At 57.4% G+C, this 20681-nt stretch carries 16 protein-coding genes and 1 pseudogene; 5 read left to right on the forward strand and 12 right to left on the reverse strand.

Annotation, left to right across the window (positions count from 1 at the left end):
* Nucleotide 1 precedes the first annotated feature (1 nt).
* From HALA3H3_RS12145 to HALA3H3_RS12185, 10 genes and pseudogenes are all read right to left on the reverse strand, one after another.
* Nucleotides 2-682, reverse strand: coding sequence for an RES family NAD+ phosphorylase (locus HALA3H3_RS12145; RefSeq protein WP_022521882.1), 681 nt, complete (start codon nt 680-682; stop codon nt 2-4).
* A complete protein-coding gene (locus HALA3H3_RS12150; RefSeq protein WP_022521884.1) occupies nt 679-1080 on the reverse strand; it encodes an MbcA/ParS/Xre antitoxin family protein in 402 nt (133 codons plus the stop codon). The genes HALA3H3_RS12145 and HALA3H3_RS12150 overlap by 4 nt, the downstream gene beginning before the upstream one ends.
* Before the next feature lie 94 nt (nt 1081-1174).
* Nucleotides 1175-3013 (reverse strand): DNA helicase RecQ, encoded by a 1839-nt coding sequence (gene recQ, locus HALA3H3_RS12155; protein ID WP_022521885.1) that lies wholly within the window; start codon nt 3011-3013, stop codon nt 1175-1177.
* A gap of 62 nt (nt 3014-3075) precedes the next feature.
* Nucleotides 3076-3262 (reverse strand): annotated as a pseudogene (locus tag HALA3H3_RS27370) (carbohydrate ABC transporter permease); the annotation flags it as partial.
* 52 nt (nt 3263-3314) lie between these two features.
* Nucleotides 3315-5198: a calcium-binding protein gene (locus tag HALA3H3_RS12160; RefSeq protein ID WP_158414243.1), complete on the reverse strand. Its 1884-nt coding sequence runs from the start codon at nt 5196-5198 to the stop codon at nt 3315-3317.
* A gap of 427 nt (nt 5199-5625) precedes the next feature.
* Nucleotides 5626-6468, reverse strand: coding sequence for a carbohydrate ABC transporter permease (locus tag HALA3H3_RS12165; RefSeq protein WP_022521888.1), 843 nt, complete (start codon nt 6466-6468; stop codon nt 5626-5628).
* Nucleotides 6465-7349, reverse strand: a complete 885-nt coding sequence (locus HALA3H3_RS12170; protein ID WP_022521889.1) for a carbohydrate ABC transporter permease — start codon at nt 7347-7349, stop codon at nt 6465-6467. Before HALA3H3_RS12170 ends, HALA3H3_RS12165 begins: the two co-directional genes overlap by 4 nt.
* Nucleotides 7350-7412: 63 nt before the next feature.
* The gene (locus HALA3H3_RS12175) at nt 7413-8693 is read right to left on the reverse strand and encodes an ABC transporter substrate-binding protein (RefSeq protein WP_022521890.1); all 1281 of its coding nucleotides are present in this window, start codon (nt 8691-8693) and stop codon (nt 7413-7415) included.
* A gap of 29 nt (nt 8694-8722) precedes the next feature.
* Entirely contained in the window at nt 8723-9853 is a 1131-nt protein-coding gene (locus HALA3H3_RS12180) for an ABC transporter ATP-binding protein (protein ID WP_022521891.1), read from the reverse strand.
* Nucleotides 9854-9967: 114 nt separating this feature from the next.
* The gene (locus HALA3H3_RS12185) at nt 9968-11386 is read right to left on the reverse strand and encodes a sigma-54 interaction domain-containing protein (RefSeq protein ID WP_022521892.1); all 1419 of its coding nucleotides are present in this window, start codon (nt 11384-11386) and stop codon (nt 9968-9970) included.
* A gap of 223 nt (nt 11387-11609) precedes the next feature.
* Between HALA3H3_RS12185 and speB the strand changes: the two genes are divergently transcribed.
* The 4 genes from speB to HALA3H3_RS12205 all read left to right on the forward strand — a co-directional run bounded on the left by speB (nt 11610) and on the right by HALA3H3_RS12205 (nt 17172).
* Nucleotides 11610-12560 (forward strand): agmatinase, encoded by a 951-nt coding sequence (speB, locus tag HALA3H3_RS12190; RefSeq protein ID WP_022521893.1) that lies wholly within the window; start codon nt 11610-11612, stop codon nt 12558-12560.
* A gap of 103 nt (nt 12561-12663) precedes the next feature.
* Nucleotides 12664-14046, forward strand: coding sequence for a YjiH family protein (locus HALA3H3_RS12195; RefSeq protein WP_022521894.1), 1383 nt, complete (start codon nt 12664-12666; stop codon nt 14044-14046).
* Between the two features lie 12 nt (nt 14047-14058).
* On the forward strand, nt 14059-15702 hold the full coding sequence (locus tag HALA3H3_RS12200; RefSeq protein WP_022521895.1) for a 5-guanidino-2-oxopentanoate decarboxylase: 1644 nt from the start codon (nt 14059-14061) through the stop codon (nt 15700-15702).
* A 9-nt stretch (nt 15703-15711) separates the two neighbouring features.
* Nucleotides 15712-17172, forward strand: a complete 1461-nt coding sequence (locus tag HALA3H3_RS12205) for an aldehyde dehydrogenase family protein (protein WP_022521896.1) — start codon at nt 15712-15714, stop codon at nt 17170-17172.
* 28 nt (nt 17173-17200) lie between these two features.
* Here HALA3H3_RS12205 and HALA3H3_RS12210 read toward each other — a convergent pair whose 3' ends face one another.
* Entirely contained in the window at nt 17201-18130 is a 930-nt protein-coding gene (locus tag HALA3H3_RS12210) for a hydroxymethylglutaryl-CoA lyase (RefSeq protein ID WP_022521897.1), read from the reverse strand.
* Between the two features lie 10 nt (nt 18131-18140).
* Entirely contained in the window at nt 18141-19346 is a 1206-nt protein-coding gene (locus HALA3H3_RS12215) for a CaiB/BaiF CoA transferase family protein (protein WP_022521898.1), read from the reverse strand.
* 148 nt (nt 19347-19494) lie between these two features.
* Here HALA3H3_RS12215 and HALA3H3_RS12220 point away from each other — a divergent pair, with 148 nt between their 5' ends.
* The gene (locus HALA3H3_RS12220) at nt 19495-20394 is read left to right on the forward strand and encodes a LysR family transcriptional regulator (protein ID WP_022521899.1); all 900 of its coding nucleotides are present in this window, start codon (nt 19495-19497) and stop codon (nt 20392-20394) included.
* Nucleotides 20395-20681 lie beyond the last annotated feature (287 nt).

Genomic DNA, 20681 nt, shown 5'->3' on the forward strand with positions numbered 1-20681 from the left:
GCTAGCCCAATAGCGTTAGCTCATAGACATGGCGGATATGCTGACCATCCCAGTCATAGCCAAGATGCCGTCCTTGCCTTGTGGCGGAGAGCACGGGCGGCCGTAGCACAGCGGCACACTCGCCTTCAGGGTCTCGAACGCTGGGGTAAACGATGCCGTCCGTGTGTTCCTCCCAGGCTTTTCTCCCCAAGGTTTGCCCAGCTGCCCAGCTATCCGGTCTGAGAAGCGTTTGGGCCGCATCCTGTCGGCGTAAATCAATTAGTTGGCCCGTTAAATCTGACAGATAAACACGCTGCTGAAGCATCATGGGCGGTTCGTTTGACTCCCCCATAAAGCGCTCTGCGTGGTAAACGGTTTCGGCAATGGCGGTGGCTTCGGTGAGTGCGCAGTAGTAGGCGCCAAAGGTGCCATCGCTAAAACGCGAACCGGTCGCGGGGAAGTGGCAGAAGGCCTCCATGACGGGCGTCCAGCCGGGGCCGTAGCGACGGTCGTCATCACGAACCAAGTGAATAGCTCCCGTTTCCTCACGTAGCCTTGCGGAGGTTTCACCCTCCAGCTCATTGAGTAAGTCCCAATCATCAGCGCTGCTGTTGACGCCTTCGAATAAATCAATGGGAGGAAATCGCGAGGGAATAACCCGATAGCTGGGGCGCCAAGTGATATTGCTCAGCGGGAATGTCACGCATGCCCCCCACCACGCGCTGCATCCAAATGTTGGCGAACAACGTAGAGGTCGGAGACTTGTCCGTTTAACAGGCGCTCCATTGGTGTGTGACCGGCAAAAAGAGGGCTGTTGTTGGCTCGCTGCAACCAGCTGTTAGCAGCTTCTTTACTGGGCAACAATATATGCAGTGCTTTATAAATGCCGAGAATCAACGACATCCGTTCCAAGTGATTGGCATCAAGCCTCGCCTGCTCAGGTGAATGCTTCCAGCGCCGATAGGTGGAATCAGGTACCCCGAGCAGCAGAGCGGCCTCGCTCTCTTTTAGACCCCATGCGTGTGAAATATTGGGGTAAGTGCGCATCGCAGCGGCCCCTATTTCACGGCACTTATCGGCGGTTTTGTGTTGAATAGCCATATCTTTCTCCTCACTTACCTATAGTTTACGCCAAGTGAGCGGTTTTTGAAAAATATCGGCCATTTGAGCTTTCGTTGGTTTTTGTTGTGCTGATTCAGCTGTTTTGCTTGGATTCCTGATGCGCCAAGATGACGTCCAGAAAACCCTCTCCATAATCTTCCAACTTACGTGCACCAATACCCGAGATCGCGCCCAGTGCCGCCAGACTCTGGGGTTTCTGTTCGACCATTTCGGCCAGGGTGGCGTCGTGGAAGATCACATAGGCTGGCACGCCCTGGGCTTCGGCCATTTCCCGGCGGTGCCGACGCAGGGCTTCCCACAGCGGGCCGTGGCCCTGCGGAGCAGAGGTGCTTTTGCTTCCCCGTCGAGCGGTTTTGGCTTTGCTGGGTTTGTTGCTTGGCTTGCGCAGAGTTAGAGTCTGCTCGCCGCGCAGCACCGGCTTGGCATTGGCAGTGAGCTTAATGCCGCCGTGGCCCTCCATATCCACGCTCAAAAAGCCGCTGGCAATCATCTGGCGAAAGAGCGCCTTCCATTCGTTGGCGGAGAGGTCTTTGCCTATGCCGTAGGTGCTGAGTCTGTCGTGACCAAAGCGGGTGATGCGCTCGTTGCTTTTACCTAGCAGCACATCCACAAGGTAGGTCACGCCGAAGCGCTGCTCAGTGCGGTAGACACAGGAGAGCGCCTTTTGCGCCGCCACGGTGGCCTCCCAGGTCTCGGGTGGGGTCAGGCAGTTGTCGCAGTTGCCGCAGGGGGCGTCCAGATGATCGCCAAAATAGTGCAACAGTGCCTGGCGGCGGCAGCTGATGATTTCACACAGCCCGAGCATGGCGTCGAGCTTCTGTTGTTCGATGCGCTTTTGATGGTCGGCGGCGCTGGAGTTCTGCTGCATCTGGCGCAGCGTGATCACATCCTGAAGTCCATAGGCCATCCAGGCATCGGCGGGCAGGCCGTCACGCCCGGCGCGGCCGGTCTCTTGGTAGTAGGCTTCGATACTCTTGGGCAGGTTGAGGTGGGCTACAAAGCGCACGTCGGGCTTGTCGATGCCCATGCCAAAGGCGATGGTGGCCACTACCACGACACCATCTTCACGCAAAAAGCGGGTCTGATGCTGCTGGCGCTGCTCGGGGGGAAGCCCCGCGTGGTAGGGCAGTGCCGTCAGCCCCTGGCGTTCCAGCCAGGCGGCGGTCTCCTCCACCTTGCGCCGGGAAAGGCAGTAGACGATACCCGCCTCGCCGTCGTGGTGCTCGCGAATAAAGCGCAGCAGCTGTTCCTTGGCGTTACCCTGATTTTCGGCGATATGGTAGCGAATGTTGGGCCGGTCAAAGCCGCTGTTGTAAAGTGCCGCCTCCTGGAGCTGCAGATGCTCCATGATATCGCCCCGGGTGGGCACATCGGCAGTGGCGGTGAGGGCGATGCGGGGCACCTGGGGAAAGCGCTGATGAAGCTGGGAGAGCTGGCGATACTCAGGACGAAAATCGTGGCCCCACTGGGAGACGCAGTGGGCTTCATCAATGGCGAACAGCGCAATCCGGGTCTGCTCCAGCAGCATCTGCATACGCGCAGTGGCCAGTCGCTCGGGCGCGACATATAACAGATCCAGCTCGCCCGACCGCAGGCGGTTCTCCACCTCGACCGCCTCGTGATAATCGAGGCTGGAGTTCAGGTAAGCCGCCCTGACCCCGTTCTGCTCAAGCGCCGCCACCTGATCCTGCATCAGCGCGATCAGCGGCGAGACCACAATCGCGGTGCCTTCGCGCAGCAGTGCAGGGATCTGATAGCACAGTGACTTGCCTCCGCCGGTAGGCATCAGCACCAGCGCATCGCCACCGGCCATTACATGCTCGATGATGGCCTGCTGTGGGCCGCGAAAGCTGTCGTAACCAAATACTTCCTGCAACACCTTGAGGGCTGCCGGGTGAGGGTCGCCGTGCATCAATGCTCTCCTTATCTCGTGCTTGAGGAAGAATTGTCGCACGAAAACTCAAGGGATTTTGCCTAGCGAATCCCTGCGCGCAGATAACGACTGCACAAACTGGCGCTGGAAGAGCAAAATCTCTACCGAGTTGGTGACCTATAATGGCCGGATAAAGTTGTTCCAGTGGTGACTAATCGAGACCAGCCCGTAAGCAAGGTAGGTGGGCTTGGCGAGCGGTACATACACCTTCCACAAAATTTCCAGCCAGTACGAGAGGGAACCGCGCTCGCCAGCAGGCGAGCGCGCGGATAGCCAAGACTCAGGCCAGGAACTGGCTGCTCTCGACCAGTTCGGCGATGCCAATGCTCTCCACCGTGACATAGAGGCCGTCCCGGGCGATGACCACGTCATTGTCCATCTGATTGGCGCTGCCGAGCAGATCTTCCTGATCCGCGAACAACTCACCCATGAACACCAACCAGTCCTGATCCCCCGCATGCTGGTTGAAGTCCTTGATCACGGCACTGCCTTGATACCCCTCGTCGAACATGAACAGGTCGTCGCCCACTCCTCCATAGAGTACATCGTTGCCGCCACGCACAATCAAGGTATCGTCGCCCTCACCACCATAGAGTTGATCATCGCCCAGGCCGCCTACCAGCGTGTCATCTCCCTCGCCGCCATGTAGCAAGCTACCGCTCTCCAGCGCCGTCAGGGTGTCGTTTCCTACACCGCCGAAGGCCACTGTTCCAGTGAGTTCGTCGTCGCCAGCGCTGCCTTCTATATGTTCGCCATACTCCAGGTCTTGGCTGAATAGACCGAATGGGTCGAAGCGTTCGTCCTCGAGTCCGCGCTCGCCGACACTGTAGCGTTGCTGGGTCAGTGAAATGTCGAGTAGCGACAGGCCCTCGAACTCCACGTAACTGACATTTTCCACTTGCTTCAATCCAAGATCCTGCTTGGAATTGAGGAACAGCGTGCCGTCCGAGAGTTGATAGGCATCCCAATCCGCCCCATCGCCTTTGAGGCGCAGAGTGTTGACTCCCGAGCCGCCATCGACGCGATCGGCACCGCTGGATAGCCGAATCAAGTCATCTCCCCCACCAGTGTAGATGTAGTCGCTATGCTCACCGCTGCGAACCTTGTCAGCATGTTCGGTGCCAATTAGAAACGCGGGTTGGCCGAAATGGTTCGAGCTTGAGGTCTGCTTGTCCTCTACCCAGACCGACGAGCGTGATAGAGAGGAAAGACTGGAAACAACCACCGCGCTGTCACGGTCGGTGTATTCATAGAAGGGCGAATCAGCGATACGCTGAATGGCATCCGTGATTATGCCATCGACATGGGCATACCAGCTCACCGGAATGTTCAGCAGTGAGAAAGCTGGTAATGGCCACAATGGTGAACCATACATATCGTTGAACAGTACGACATTGTCCCCGCTCGACTCGTAAGAGGTGTTGGGGTGGGTCAGCAGTGGCCCTTGTTCCTGCAGCGCCTCGAGGAAGGTATCTGCGTCTCCTGCCACACGATACACCGCATCATTCTCGTAGCCGTAGTTGTACACCACCTCGGGGTCGTCATAGATCAGTGGCGACTCGTGACCGATATAGTTGGCCTCAGCGAAGAAGCCGTCGGCCAACTCCTCGCGAAAGCGCGCCATAATGTTCACCATCCCGCCCCCCAGGCTGTAGCCGGTGATCAGTGCGTCCTCAGCCTCCAGGCCGTTGGCCTGGCTGTAATTCTTGAGCGCAACGAGCAGCGGCTCAAGGTTGGGTGCTATGGTGCCAGCATTGAGTTGCAGGTAGTCGACAATATCCACCGGAGAGTTGGTGCCGGTGTAGGTCAGCGATACCCGGGTCAGTTGTCCCTGTTCATCGAACTCACCCAGCAGCTTGGCTTGGGGGCCAGTCGGCAGGGTGCCGGTAATCGGGCTCTCGATGATGTAGTGGCCGGCCCCATCGAGGGCGCTCGCGGGTAGGCCAAGCTCGGTCGGCGTCAGTTCCCGCCATCCCCCGGGCAGTCCGGTATCTATCTCATTGGGGTAGGCACCATCGGGGAACAGGTCTGTGAATCCTTGTACTATTTCCCGAGTCTGCGGAATGCCAAGGGCGCCCGACAGGCTGGCGTAGGTGGCGAGCTTGTGGGATGTCAGCAGCAATTCGATGGATGCTTCACTGGTATAGTTTTTGTAGTCGAGCATTGCCATTAAGATACCTCCGTATCTCGTGCTATATGGTTGTTATTGTTGATCCATGATGCTGAAGTCACTGCATCTACGAGTGTGCCAAGGGCAACTCGAGGTATGAAATGACTGATTAAAACACTCGTATCATTCGAGTGTTTTAATAGCACAAGATATCCCCGCAGGAGGCAATGCGACATTAGTGGCGAGACCTTGGTCGAATGAGACAGGCCGCCTTATTGGGTAAGGCGCCCCCATCGTTGGTCGTAACATGGCCGTTGAACGGGGCGTTGATGGGGTCGTTGCAGAGGAGGGGGCAGGGAGATGCGCTTTAACCCAGTGTAAGTGGTTCTTTTGAGCCAAGCTGTAGTGGTACTTGCTGATTATAAAGGTTAAAAATGCTCACCTGCTTCGTTGCTAGCTTGCCGCCGTGAATAAAGTAGGTTTACCTAATCCCCGCCCGTAAAAACGACTGCACAAACTGGCGCTGGAACAGCAGGAAGGCGATCAGCAGCGGGGCGATACTGAGCAGTGTTGCGGCACTGACGGTGGCCCAGTTAACGCCGGTTTCGGGCGCGGAAAATACCCCTAAGCCTACCGTTAACGGGCGACTCTCTACCGAGTTGGTCACCACTAGCGGCCAGATAAAGTTGTTCCAGTGGTGGCTAATTGAGACCAGCCCGTAAGCAAGGTAGGTGGGCTTGGCGAGCGGTACGTAAACCTTCCATAAAATTTCCAGCCAGTTACAGCCTTCGATGCGGGCGGCGTCTTCCAACTCCCTTGGCATGGTTTTAAAGGTTTGGCGGAGCAGAAAAATACCCAAGGCGCTGGCCACGTAAGGTAAGCCAATCCCGGTGATGGTGTTGATCAGCCCCAGTTCGCTGGCGATGCGGTAGTTCTCGACAATCAGTACTTCGGGGAATACAAAGAGCTGAATCAGCACCAGCATAAACAGAACGTTTTTGCCTGGAATCGGAAAGCGTGCAAAGGCAAACGCTGCCAGGGTACAGACCACAAACTGACCGATCACCACCCCTGTTACCAGCGCAAAGGTGTTCAAGTAGTAGCGGGCAAAGGGCGCTTGAGACCAAGCGTTAGTGAAGTTCTCCAGCGTCAGCGGGGCGAAGAGCTCAAAGTTCACCATAAACTCGCTGGGGTGAAAGGCAGCCCAAAAAGCATACAGCAGCGGAAAAATCCAAATAATCGCCAGTAGCCACGCGGCCACTGTTTCCAGTGCTGGAATTGAGACGAAACGGGAGCGGGGCGCATAGGTAGTGGTCGTATTCATTGATAGTGCGTCCTGCGATCTAAAATCGTGAACTTAAGCGTGGCCACTACCGCAAGCACCAGCAGAATAACCACCGTAATGGTGGCTGCCGTGGTGCGGTCAAAGAACGAGAACGCATTCTCGTAAACGTAGTAGAGCAGCAGGTTAGTGGCGTTATTGGGCCCGCCCTTGGTCAAGATAAACAGGTGATCCACGACCCGCACCGAGTTAATCAGCGCATTGATGAGCACAAACAGCGTGGTGGGCATGAGTAGCGGAAAGGTGACACGCCAAAAGAAGCTCCAGCGGCTAGTGCCTTCTAAGTCAGCTGCCTCTTTTAACTCGGGTGGCATACTCTGTAGTGCCGCCAAGTAGAAGATCATAAAAAAACCGGCTTCTTTCCACACCGACATCACGATCACCGAGCTTAACGCAACACTTGGATCGCCCAGCCAGTTCACCCCGGAAAAGCCCAGCATGCCGAGCAGTTTATTGAATAGGCCAATCTGCGGCGCGTAGAAAAACATCCAGATATTGGCCGCGGCGATCATGGGTAGAATAGTCGGCGTAAAGTAGGCCATGCGCACAAAGCCCCGCCCGCGAAGCTTGCCATTGACGAACAGCGCCATACCCAAGGCCAGCGCGATAGACGTAGGAATCGTACCGACGGCGTAGATTAAGTTGTTAAGAGCTACTTTCCAAAACGTCGGGTCATCGAACAACACCTGATAATTTTCAAGGCCTACGAATTCAGTGGGTGCACCGCGAAAGCCGGGTAAAAACAGGCTGTTAATGACCGTTGTCACGGTTGGTAAATAAGCAAAAGTCGTCAGCAGTAGCGCAGCGGGCAGCAGCAGAAGCGCGCCATAGAGCTGCATTTTGCGGTGGTTGGTGAATGACATAGAGACGTACCGCAAGTTGGAAAAGCCGGGGCATGCCCCGGCGAACAGTGAAATGGCTAACGATTAGCGGGCGTAGCGGCGCAACACGCTGTCGGCTTCTTGCTGCGCCTGGCTAAGCGCTTCTTGCGGCGTCATTTGACCGGTCAGCGCCGCTTGCACGGCGTTATCCAAAGCGCGGCGAATGCGGCCACCCTGGTAAGTGGAAAGCTCCGCCGTGCCGTGTTCGAGCTGGTCGCGGGCAACCGCGGCGGGTGGGAACTCTTCCACATAGCCTTGTAGCGCGTCGGTTTCGTAGGCAGCGGGGCTAACGCCCATGTAGCCGGTCTCAATCGACCAGGCAGCGGCTCTCTCGGGAGCGGTCATCCAGCGAATAAAGGTCATCGCCGCGCGCTGCTCTTCTTCAGTGGCGTCTTCAAAAATGTAGAAGTTGCCGCCGCCGGTAGGGCTGCCGCGCTGGGTTTTCATCGGCAGCATGGCGACGCCAAAATCAAAATTGGCTTCGCTGCGTACGGCGGTCAGGTTGCCCGTGGTGTGCCACATCATCGCTGTGGACTCTTCCAGGAAGTTCTGGCGCAGGGTGCCCCACTCAATGGTGCCGTCGGGCATGGCATTGTGCTCGGTGGCCAGTGATACCCAGTACTCCAGCGCTTCAACCGCTGCGGGGTCGTCAAAGTAGACCTCGGTGCCGTCTTCGCTCATTAGCCGATGGCCGTTCTGAAAGGCAAAGGCCTGGAACATCCAGTAGGGGTAGCCAGTCGACGGCACCATCACGCCCCACTGCTCGCCGTTGGAGGCTTCGCGCACGGTCGCCGCCATCTCGGCCATCTCTTCCCAGTTTTCTGGGGGTGTTTCGGGGTCTAGGCCGGCGGCTTCAAAGGCGTCTTTGTTCCAGAACAGTACGATGGTGGAGCGCTGGAAGGGGATGCCGTAGGTTTTACCATCCAGTTGGCCATTTTCCATCAGCCCTGGGTAGAAGCCATCGAGCCATTCGCGCTCTTCATCGGTTTCGACCAGGTCGTCAAAGGCGACGATGGCATTCTGCTCAATCAGCTCGTACAGATCGATGGAGAACATGACCGACAGCTGCGGTGTATCACCCGCTTCCATCGCCGACATGGCGCGCACGCGGGTGTCGTCGTAGTTACCGGCGTAGATCGCTTCCACATTGATATCGGGGTATTCGCTTTCAAACTCTTCCACCAGATTATCAACGACGTCGGTGAGTGCACCGCCCACCGCGACCGGGTAGTACATGGTCAGATCGACGCTATCCGCGTTTACCTGGGCGGCGCTTAACAAGCCCGCTGCAAGGGCGGTCATTGCAAAAGGGGTACGCAAACGCATAAGAGACTCCGCAAGTGTCAATACTGCTGTCAGTGTTGGAAAGAGCCCACCGCCGGTGGACGAGGAACGCTTCGAGATGAGCTGGGTAAGGGGGTCGGTGTCAGGTCGTCCCGCCGCAGGCCGTCGGCATCGAAAAGGTGTGTATTCTTTGAAGTCCAATAGAGGCTGCATGGCTGGCCTGTCAGTGCCTGCTTGCCGCTAAGCCGCACGCGTAGGGTGTGCGACCCCACCGCGACATAAGCAATGGTGTCCGCTCCCAGATACTCTTCACTTAATACGTTTGCGGGTACGCCGGAACCGGGTGCGATTCGCAGCTCGACATCTTCCGGGCGGATGCCCAAGTGGCCACCAGCGGCATCCAAGGAGGCTACGGGGGTACTCGGTTCGCCTTCGATAACGGCACCCTGTTCACCTTTAACGAGTGGTAGCAAGTTCATCGCGGGGCTGCCAATAAAGCTAGCGGCAAAAGCGCTAGCGGGGCGGTTATAGAGCTCGTCTGGGGTGCCGTCCTGCACGATTTTGCCATGCTGCATCAGAATCACACGATCGCCCATGCTCATGGCTTCCACCTGGTCGTGGGTAACGTAGATAACCGTCATATTCAGGCGGTTCTGTAATGCTTTGATTTCCCGGCGCATGTCGCTGCGCAGCCGGGCGTCGAGGTTGGATAGCGGTTCATCCATCAGGCAGATAGGGTGTTCGGAAATAACCGAGCGCGCCAAAGCAACCCGCTGGCGTTGGCCGCCGGAAAGCTGGGCAGGTTTGCGATCTAGGTAATCGGTTAAATCAACCAGTTCGGCCACTTTGGCTAGCCGCTCGCGCTGCTCGGCTTTGGGTACCTTGCGGCTGCGCAGGCCAAACACGATATTGTCAGCCACACTCAAATGCGGAAACAGCGCGTAGGACTGAAACACCATGCTCAGCCCACGGTCGCCGGGCGGCAGGTGTGTGACGTCGCGCTCGCCGATATGTATACGTCCGTTGCTGGCCTCTTCCAGGCCCGCGATCATACGTAGCGTGGTGGATTTACCGCAGCCTGAAGGGCCCAGCAGAATAACAAATTGCCCAGGCGTGACATCGAAGGAGATTTCATCGACGGCAGTGGTCGCGTCCCAACGTTTAGTGACGCGCTCCAGGCGAATACGCGATTGGTTTGACATAGCACACACATCACCGGCTGTTGGTTGTTATTGGTTCAGCTTGTGTTGAAGGTGTTGCCGTTTCATGACACTTACATGGATGGTTGATGACACCCGCTGTGTCAAGATAAAAATTCACTTGGTCACTGTAATGCCATAGCGCTGAAGCCTGCGCACCACGCTGGATTGGCTGATGCCCAGCCGCTCGGCAATGGCATAGGTGCTGGGGAGTGTGTTGCACAGCTCTTCAAGCGTTTCACGCTCCAGCCGCGCTAGGTACTGCTTGAGGGTTTCCTGGGGCTCGAGTGCTACTGCCGACCTTGCTGGCGAGGCGCTCGGCAAGTTGGCCGGGAACTGTTCGGCGTGAGGGAGTGCGGTGGGCTCCTCGATTTGATCGGTGGGGCTGGAAAGCCAAGCTCTCTCTAGCCAGTTCTCCAGCTCGCGGACGTTACCCGGCCATTCGCTGCCCATCAGTGTCGACCAAACGCGGGTATCAAGAATTTTTTGCCGCCCGTAGCGCTGGTTGAGCCGGTTTAAACACGCTTCAACCAGGTCGGGGATATCCTCCCGGCGGTCACGCAGTGGCGGCAGGGTGACCGGGATCACATTGAGGCGGTAGTAAAGATCCAGACGAAAAAGTCCTGCTTCTACTTGCTTGCCCAAATCCTGGTTGGTCGCCACGACCAAGCGAAAATTGACCTTGCGAGAGCGGGTGTCACCCAGTCGGGTCAAGCTACCGTCCTGAATCACCTTGAGCAGTTTGGTTTGCATTAGCAGCGGCAGCTCGCCTATTTCATCCAAAAACAGCGTACCGCCCTCGGCCTGCTCTAACAGCCCGGCTTTGCCCTGGCGGGCGGCACCGCTGAAAGCGCCGGGCTGGTAGCCAAACATCTCGGACTCAAACAGATTCTCTGGAATCGCCGCGCAGTTAACGTCGATAAAGGGGCCGTCACAGCGCTGGCTCCAGCGGTGTAGCTGCTTGGCAAAGGCGGTTTTACCCACACCTGATTCACCCAGCATCAGCACATTGGCATCCGAAGGGGCGACCCGCTTAAGCAGCAGCGCAATTTCACGCATCACGCTGCTACGCACCTGCAAATTGTCCAGGGCGTCATCCAACGCCTGCTCTTCCGCGTCTGGCGCTGCCTGACTGCGCTTTAAGTGTTCGCTAAAGCGTTTTTGCAGCAGCGCATATTCGTCCTGCAGTAACTGCAAGTCGGTTAAATCCCGCGAGCGGCTGATAATGCGCTCCAGCTTGCCGTCGACGAACACTGGGTAGGCTTCGGCAATCACCCGGCGGCCTGTTCCGGTGACTTGCATAATCTGCGCAGGCCGACGGGTGCGCATCACTTCCATGGTGATGGAGGGTTTGAGCACCCCGGCCGCTTGCAGTTGCTGCACACTGCTGGAGAGCAGCTCTTCTCTGGATACCCCGTAAACCGCTTCTGCTCCTGGGCTAATATCCACTATTTGCCCATCGCCACTGACGATAAAGAAGTGGTCGTTTGCGGTCTCCACAATGGTTCGCAGCACACGCCTGTCTATTTCACTCATCGCAGCCAACTCCTCTGAGTGATTCATTTATGAATCTTTGATACAAAAATGAATTAAAAAAGCCTCTAGTTGATTCATTTTTGCATCGTTTGGTCGCTAATCCCACCACTTTATAGGCATCTACGACTTGGCATGGTCTGTGCAATGACTTTAGAAGAGTAGTGAAAAGAGCTAGGCCAATACCTACACCGTGCTCACCGCCAAAAAATATAAGGAGATGTGTATGTCGGAGTTTAATCAGCCCTTGGGCGGAAACACCATGCCGCGCTTTGCAGGCCCTGCCACCATGATGCGCCTGCCCACCCAAGAGACAGCCGAGGGTTTGGATGCGGCATTTATTGGAATTCCCATGGATATCGGCACTTCAAACCGCCCCGGCACGCGGCTTGGACCACGCCAGATTCGTGATGAGTCGCGCATGCTGCGCCCCTACAATATGGCGACCCGTGCCGCGCCCTTTGAAAGCTTGCAAGTGGCCGATATCGGTGACGTACCCATCAATACGTTCCACCTGCCGAAAAGCGTCGACATCATCACCGCCTTTTACGATGACGTGCTGAAACATAACTGCATTCCGCTGACTCTGGGGGGGGAACATACGCTCACGCTGCCTATCCTTCGCGCCATGGCCAAAAAGCACGGCCCGGTGGGATTGATTCATATCGATGCTCACGCCGATGTAAATGAGCACATGTTCGGTGAGCCAATTGCCCACGGCACGCCGTTTCGCCGCGCCCAGGAGGAGGGCTTATTGGCCCATGGCAAGGTAGTGCAAATCGGCCTGCGTGGTACCGGCTATGCCGCTGAAGATTTTGACTGGTGCCGTGGTCAGGGTTTTCGCGTCGTTCCCGCCGAAGAGTGCTGGTATCGCTCTCTAGCGCCGTTGATGCAGGAAGTGCGCGAGCAGATGGGCGATATCCCGGTGTACATCAGTTTCGACATCGACGGCCTGGATCCTTCTGTTGCCCCCGGTACCGGCACGGTGGAGATGGGTGGACTGACCTCTAGCCAAGGATTGGAGCTGGTTCGCGGTGCCGCCGGGCTGAATATTGTCGGCGGCGACCTGGTGGAAGTATCTCCACCTTATGACCCCAGCGGCAACACCGCGCTGATGGGCGCCACACTGCTGTATGAAATGCTTTGCGTACTACCGGGCGTTAAACACAGCGAGTGACGCCGACCGAATAGATATCAAAGAAATAGCGACTAAATAAAAAAGTACTGACCTAGCTACGCCGCCAGCCACCTCCAATAATCACTTCCAATGGGTGACCCCTATGTCGTATAGCAACGTTAAATCGGAACAGCCGACCTCGTCGGCACCGATACCCCGCGCGCACTTACTGAAATTTATCATTCCATCGCTAATTGGGGTGCTGCTGTTTCTCGTCCCTTTTCAAGTGGGCGATACCATTAACATCGGCATGGGCCTAATGGCCGATAGCCTGCAAACCCTGCTAGGCTCGGCGCTGCCAGCTATTGCGGTAGTGGTACTCTGCCTGTCGGTGGTAGCGACGATTTACGCCAAGCTAGCTAACCCTGCCTGGGCCAAAAAAGGCATGCTGCACGAAATGTTTCATGTCGGGCCAGTGTGGTTAGTGATGCGCGTTTTAGGCGCGCTGTTTGCTGTGATGACCTATTTTCAGTTTGGGCCAGAGTTCGTCACTGCTTCCTTTACCGGTGGCGTGATGCTCAATGACCTGGCGCCGGTACTGCTCACCTTCTTTTTCTTTGCCGCGCTGCTGCTGCCGTTTCTAGTCGAGTTTGGCTTTATGGAATTCATCGGCAGTATGGTACGTAAGCCGTTTCGGGTGATTTTTAATTTGCCGGGACGCAGCGCTATTGATGCCACCGCCTCATGGATGGGATCGGGCACCGTCGGTGTGCTGATCACCACTCAGCAGTACGAGCAGGGCTTCTATAACCGCCGCGAAGCCTCGGTCATTGCCACCAACTTCTCCGTGGTGTCGATTGCGTTTGCGCTGCTCGTCACCAGCTTTGTCGATATCAACCACCTGTTTGTGCAGTTCTACTTTACGGTGGTGGTTTCCGGGTTGATCGCTGCAGTGATTGTGCCGCGCCTGCCGCCGCTGTCGCGCAAATCCAATGACTATTACGAGCCCGTGGGCTGCCAGTTGAGCGAAGAGCGCACTGAAAAAGTGGGTCTGTTCCGTTACAGCTTGATTCAGGCCACCAATCGCGCCGCCGGTGCTCCCGGCCCCCGTGAACTGGCACGTTTGGCGCTCCTCAACGTGATGGATATTTTCCTTGGTCTACTTCCCTTGGTGTTTGCTATTGGCACGGTGGCGCTGATTCTGGCGGAATTTACCCCGCTGTTTACCTGGCTCTCTTACCCCATGGTACCGGTGCTTGAGCTGCTGCGGATTCCTGAAGCAGAAGCGGCAGCGCCCGCCACCCTGGTGGGCTTTGCCGATATGTTCCTGCCCGCGGTGCTGGCGACCAATATCGAAAGCGAGCTTACCCGCTTTGTGATTGCCTGCCTGTCGCTCACCCAACTGATCTACATGTCGGAAATCGGCGCGCTGCTGCTCAAGTCAAAAATTCCCATCAAGCTCTGGGAACTGGTTGCCATCTTCCTGCTGCGTACCGCCATTACGCTGCCAATCATTGCCTTTATGGCCCATACGTTTTTCTTTTAAGGGGCCGAAACGATGACCAATAAAGCGCAGAGCCAGCAAGCCCCCATGACCTGTGCCGAACTGCTGATCCGCCTGCTGCGCGATACTTACGGCGTGCGGGCCCTGTTCGGCATCCCAGGCGTGCACACGGTGGAGCTTTATCGCGGGCTGGAAGGCAGCGATGTGCAGCATATAACCCCACGCCATGAACAGGGCGCTGGGTTTATGGCCGACGGCTATGCCCGGGCCAGCGGTCAGCCGGGGGTGTGCCTAATTATCACCGGGCCGGGGATGACCAATATGGCCACCGCCATGGGCCAGGCCCTGGCGGATTCGATCCCCATGCTGGTGATTTCAAGCGTTAACCGTCGCGATACGCTGGGCATGGGCCAAGGGCGATTGCACGAGCTGCCCAGCCAGCAACAGATGATCAGCGGCGTGGCGCGATTCAGCCACACGCTGTTGGACGCCAATACACTACCCGAGGTGCTGGCCCAGGCCTTTGCCGTGTTCAACGGCGCGCGACCGGGACCGGTGCACATCGAAATCCCCATCGACCTGTTCAATGCACCGGTGAAAGCGCCGGTGAGTTGGCAGGCGCCTAGGCTCTATCGGGCCGCGCCTGATCCAGAAGGGCTTACCGAAGCCGCCCGTTTGTTACATGCGGCGAAACAGCCCCTGGTGCTATTAGGCGGTGGCTGCGTTTCAGCCCCAGAAGCAGCGCGAGCATTAGTAGAAAATCTTGATGCCCCCACGGTAACGACCATTAACGCCAAAGGGTTGCTAGGACGTGACCATCCGCTGGATTTGGGCGCTAATGCCGCGTTGCCCGCAGTTCGTGAACTAGCCGCCAATGCCGATGTGATTCTGGCGGTGGGCACCGAGCTTGGCGAGACCGACTACGATGTTGTGTTTGATGGCGGCTTTCATCTCAACGGCACGCTGATTCGTATTGACCTCGACCCTGAGCAGCTGGTGCGCAATCAGCGCGTAACGCTGGGGCTAGTCGGCGATGCCGGGCGTAGCCTTGAACTTCTTCTTGGCTACTTCCCTGAGCCGCTATACCGCCACGGCAAGGCGCGAACCGCGGCCGTATTGAGCGCGCTGAGCCTTCACAACGACCCGGCCTTTAGCGACTTTGTGCCGCTGTATGCAACGCTTGTCGAGCATCTACCCGAGGCCATTCTGGTAGGCGATTCCACCGCGCCGGTGTATGCCGGTAACCACCTGGTCAGCCAGCCAGCGCCCAGGCGCTACTTCAATGCCTCAACGGGCTACGGCACATTGGGCTATGGGCTGCCGGCGGCGCTGGGCGCACAGCTTGCGCGAGCGGATCTGCCGGTGGTGGCACTGGTGGGTGATGGCGGGGTGATGTTTACGCTCTCGGAAATGGCAACCGCCGTAGAAGAGCGCCTGCCCGTGGTGATTGTGCTCTGGCACAACGCCGGTTACGAAGAGATTCGTCGCTATATGGATGCCAATGGTGTTGCGCGCCTGGGCGTGGATATTCAGGCGCCCAACTTCCTCACCCTGGCCGAAGGCTTTGGCTGCCCCGGCGTGCTGGTAGAAAGCCCCGCCGAGTTTGCTAAGGCGCTCGCCAACCGGGAAACCAACGGGCCTCTATTGATCGAAATTGACGCTGCTGCCTGGCAGCGTGCGTGCGCATTTTCTGACTAGGATATTTCCATGCAGTCACTCAGCCAGCAACTTATCAATCAACAATTCATCGACAACCAGTGGGTGCCCTCGGCGGGCACCCGACTGCTCGACGTGATGAATCCTTACCGCGAAGAGCGGATTGCCCAGGTTACGGCAGGTGACGCCGCGGATGTCGACGCCGCCGTCAAAGCTGCAAAGCTGGCGCAGCCCGCCTGGCAGGCGCTGGGCGGAACCGCACGGGCTAAATACCTTGAGGGGTTTGCCGATGCACTGGCAACGCGCCGAGACTCGATTATCACGCTTTCAGCGACCAACAACGGCAAGCCGCTTGCAGAAGCGGAGATCGATCTAGACGATGCCATTGCCTGCTATCGCTACTACGCCGGGCAGGCCAAGGCACTGGATGCCCGCCAGGGCGAGTTGGTTAGTGTGGAAATGGAGGGCGTTGAGGCGCGCACTTATCACGACCCCGTGGGCGTCGTGGGGCTGATCGCGCCGTGGAATTTCCCGCTGGTGACCAGCGCCTGGAAGCTGGCGCCCGCCTTGGCGGCCGGTTGTGCCGCGGTGCTTAAACCGTCCGAAATTACGCCGCTCCCCGAACGGGTGCTGGCAGAAATAGCCCTAGAGATTGGCCTACCTGCTGGGGTGCTCAACCTTCTAAACGGCGACGGTGAGGGCATCGGTGTACCGCTGACCAACCATCCGGATGTGGATAAAATTTCCTTTACCGGCAGCAACCGCGTCGGTGAAGCGGTGATGCAAGCGGCAAGCGCCCGTACCGCCAGCGTTTCTCTGGAACTAGGCGGAAAGTCACCGATTCTGGTGATGGAAGACGCCGACCCCGCCCAGGCCGCCGACTGGGTAATGGCCGGTATCTACTTCAATGCTGGCCAGATCTGCTCGGCAACCTCGCGTTTATTGGTGCACGAAAACGTGGCCGAAGCACTCTACACAGCCCTTGCCGAGCGTATGGATGCGCTGACGCTGGGCGACCCGCTTGCCGAAGGTACGGATTTAGGACCGTTGACCAGCGCCAAGCAGCGCGACGCCGTGCAGCGCTATCTGGATCTGGCCGAACAGGAAGGGCTAACGGTCGTGTGCGATGCGCAACACCGCACGTTGCCCGCTCAAGGCTACTTCCTGGCCCCCACGCTTTATCGCGATGTACCGGTGGAAAGCCGCTTGTGGAAGGAAGAGATTTTTGGCCCGGTGCTCTGCGGACACAGCGTGGCAAGCGAAGCCGAGGCGGTTCAGCTTGCCAACGACAGCGTCTTTGGTCTGGCAGCCACGGTGATTAGCGGCGACCCCGAGCGGGCAAAACGCATTGGGCGGCAACTGAAAGCGGGCAGCATTTGGTACAACAGCGAGCAGCTGGTGCTCCCCGAAACCGGCTGGGGCGGCTTCAAGCGCAGCGGCATTGGGCGTGAACTAGGCCCTTGGGGGCTAAGTGCTTATCTGGAAGTGAAGCATGTGATTGGGCCTGCCTAACGCTTAGGCGTGAGCTTTAGGCATGAACTTATGGCATCGCATAACGCCGAGTCGATTTCCCGGCTTTTACCACCTGCCCCGGCACATCATGGCCGATAAGGTCGGGAAGGGTGGCGGCGACTTCAAGCAGTGCATCCAGATCGACACCGGTATCGACGCCCATGGCTTCAAACATATGCACCAGGTCTTCGGTGCATACATTACCGCTAGCGCCGGGGGCGAAGGGACAGCCGCCCAGCCCACCTAGTGAGGCATCAAAGCGGCTAATACCTGCTTGCCACGCCGCCAGGGCGTTAGCCAGCCCCATGCCGCGAGTGTTGTGGAAGTGCAGAGTGAACGGCGTTTCCGGCCAGCGCTCAAGCACGGCTGCGCACAGGCGTTTGACCTGGGCAGGGTTGGCCATGCCGGTGGTATCGCAGAGCGTGACGCCCTGAATGCCAAGGTCGATAAGCTTCTCAACCAGTTCCAACACCCGTGCTTCGGGTACTTCGCCCTCAAACGGGCAGCCAAAGGCGGTGGAGAGCGAGGCGTTGATAAACGCACCGCTGACTTTGCTGACCTCCAAAATCGCCGCGAATTGTTCAAGGGATTGCTCTGGCGTCATGCGCAGATTGGCCAGCCCGTGGCTGTTGCTGGCGGACATCACCAGATTGATTTCATCCACCTGGCAGGCAAGGGCTCGCTCGGTGCCTTTTACATTAGGCACCAGTACGGTGATATCAACTCCCTCCCGACGCTGAATGCCGGTTACTACGTCGGCGGCATCGCGTAGGTTGGGAATTGCTTTGGGTGAAGTGAACGACGTTGCTTCAATACGTCGTAGCCCGGTGGCGGAGAGCGCGTCGATCCAGCGGATTTTGTCTTCTGTGGGCACAAAGCGTGCCTCTATCTGCAGGCCGTCCCGGGGAGCAACTTCGTTGATCTCTATCTTGGCGGGGCATGGTGATAACTGGCTCATAATAAACTTCCTAGATTATGCCCGCTTGGCGCAGTTTGGCTCGGGTTTCATGGTCAATGCCCAACTCATCCAATACGTCGTCGGTATGCTGGCCAAGCGTGGGGCCGCCGTCGCCGATTCGCCCAGGGGTAGCGCTTAGCTTGGGCAGTACGCCGGGTACTTTTAGCGGTTTACCGTTGGGGCGAGTAAAGGTTTGAATCATCTCCCGCGCCAAATAGTGGGGATCAAAGGCGATATCTTCCGCCGTGTAGGGGTAGCCTGCGGGCACACGGGCTTCATCCAGCGCCTGTAAAATGGCATCCCGTGGGCGCTCTTCTGTCCAGGACTGAATCGCGGTATCAATCACCTCGGCTTGCTGGCTGCGCCCATCGTTGTGGGCCAGTGCCGGGTCGTTGGCGAGATCATCACGACCAATCACGCCCATTAAGCGTTTGAAGATGCTGTCGCCGTTACCAGCAATCAGCACGTAATCGCCGCCCTGGCAGCGGTAGGCGTTTGAGGGGGTAATGCCGGGCAGGGCGCTGCCGCTGGGTTCGCGAACCTGGCCGCTGGCATCGAACTCCGGCAGTAGGCTCTCCATCATTGCAAATACCGACTCATACAGCGCAACGTCGATCTCTTGGCCCAGGCCGCTGCGGTTGCGCTCCTGGAGCGCCAGTAGCGTGCCAATCACCGCGTAGAGCGCGGAAAGCGAGTCGCCGATGCTCACCCCCACGCGTACCGAGGGTTCTCCCGGCTGGCCGGTGAGGTAACGCAGCCCGCCCATGGCTTCGCCAATCACCCCAAAGCCGGGCTTATCGCGGTAAGGCCCCGTTTGCCCGTAGCCGGAAATATGCACCATGATTAAGCGTGGGTTGAGTTGGGAGAGCGCTTCCCAGCCTAGCCCCCAGTTGTCTAAGGTGCCGGGGCGGAAGTTTTCCACCACTACATCGGCCTCGGCTGCGAGCTGGCGCACCAGGCCTTGCCCCTCTTCGCTGCGTAAATCTAACGCGACCGAGCGCTTGTTGCGGGTTTGGACGTGCCACCACAGCGAGGTGCCGTCTTCAATCATTCGCCATTTGCGAAGTGGGTCGCCGGTGCCGGGGGGCTCGATTTTAATCACGTCGGCACCGAATTCGCCCAGCAGTTTGGTGGCGAAAGGCCCTGCAATCAGTTGGCCAAGCTCAAGTACTTTTAAGCCCTGTAGCGGAAGCTGGCGCGCTTCGGAAGCATTCATTAAGGCTCTCTCTTATCATTGAGTGTTCACTATTAGCCAGCATGCGTGAGCTAATCAGGGGCGACAATTAGGCAATGGGTAACAAAGGGTTCGTGGCTGGCGAAGGTGTGGGCTACCATAGGGAGCTTGCTTTCAAGGAGTTCGTAGGATGCGCCGCTTTGATTTTGTCACCCTTAAACTGTTTATCTCCGTGGCGGATGAAGGTCGACTGACGGCGGCGGCGGAGCGTGAACACTTAGCTCTCGCCGCGGTGAGCAAACGCATAAGTGACCTGGAAACGTTGGTCGGCACCACGCTGCTCTATCGTCGCCCCAGAGGTGTAGAACTGACTCCTGCAGGTCAGGCGTTTTTGCATCATGCCCGACGTATTATGGATAACATTGAACGCCTGCAGGCCGAGCTCAGCGAGTATGGCGAAGGCGTCCGCGGCCATGTGCGTATCCACTCCAATACTTCGGCGATCATTGCCTTTCTTCCCCAGGATCTCAGCGCCTTCTCACGCCTCTACCCGGAAATCAAAATTGATCTTCAGGAGCGGGTCAGCAGCGAAATTATCGCTGCCGTTCGCGACGGACTGACCGATATCGGTATCTTTGCTGGGCATGTCGCGGCGCCCGACCTTCAACAGCTCTCCTATCGACAAGATCGACTCGTGTTAATGACTCCTATCGATCATCCTTTGGCTGGGCGTGAAAGCATCGCCTTTAATGAAGCGCTAGCTTTCGATTTTATCGGCTTGCAGCAGGATGCCTCGCTGCAGTCGCTGTTGAACGAGCAGGCTAACCTAGCGGGTAAAGCGCTGCGAATGCGTATTCAGGTACGCAGCTTCGATGCCATTTGCCGCATGATCCACCATGGTATGGGTGTTGGCGTACTGCCTGAGCAAACCATCTATCGTGATCTGGGAGACTTACAGCTTAAAAGTATCCCGCTTAGCGATCCATGGGCTCAGCGCGAACTGGTGATTGGCATGCGTCGCTATGCCTCGTTGCATGTGACTGCCCGGCATTTGGTGGATCACCTTACCCAGAAAGAGGATGAGCAATAGCTCAAGAAATTCTCCTTATGGCTTCGTGGTTTGAGAAAGCAAAGCTCCAATAGCTACCCTTTCAATGGCCTAAAGCAAGCTAAACAGTGGTTGATTAAAGGAGCTCGGTATTCATCTTTGGTCGTACGGCCGTGATGGAATGGATTTAAAAGCCCGTTATAGCAGCGTTTCTAGCCATCGTGTTTTACGAAGTCAGCCTTCTTGAACGTCGATTTGAGCCCTTGGGATGCATGTTTCAAGATCACGTAAGCGTTACCTGAAAGTTACAAGAACCACACCCAATAACG

Origin of the sequence: Halomonas sp. A3H3, from assembly GCF_000982975.1 — a bacterium.
GTDB classification, from domain to species: Bacteria; Pseudomonadota; Gammaproteobacteria; order Pseudomonadales; family Halomonadaceae; genus Vreelandella; species Vreelandella titanicae.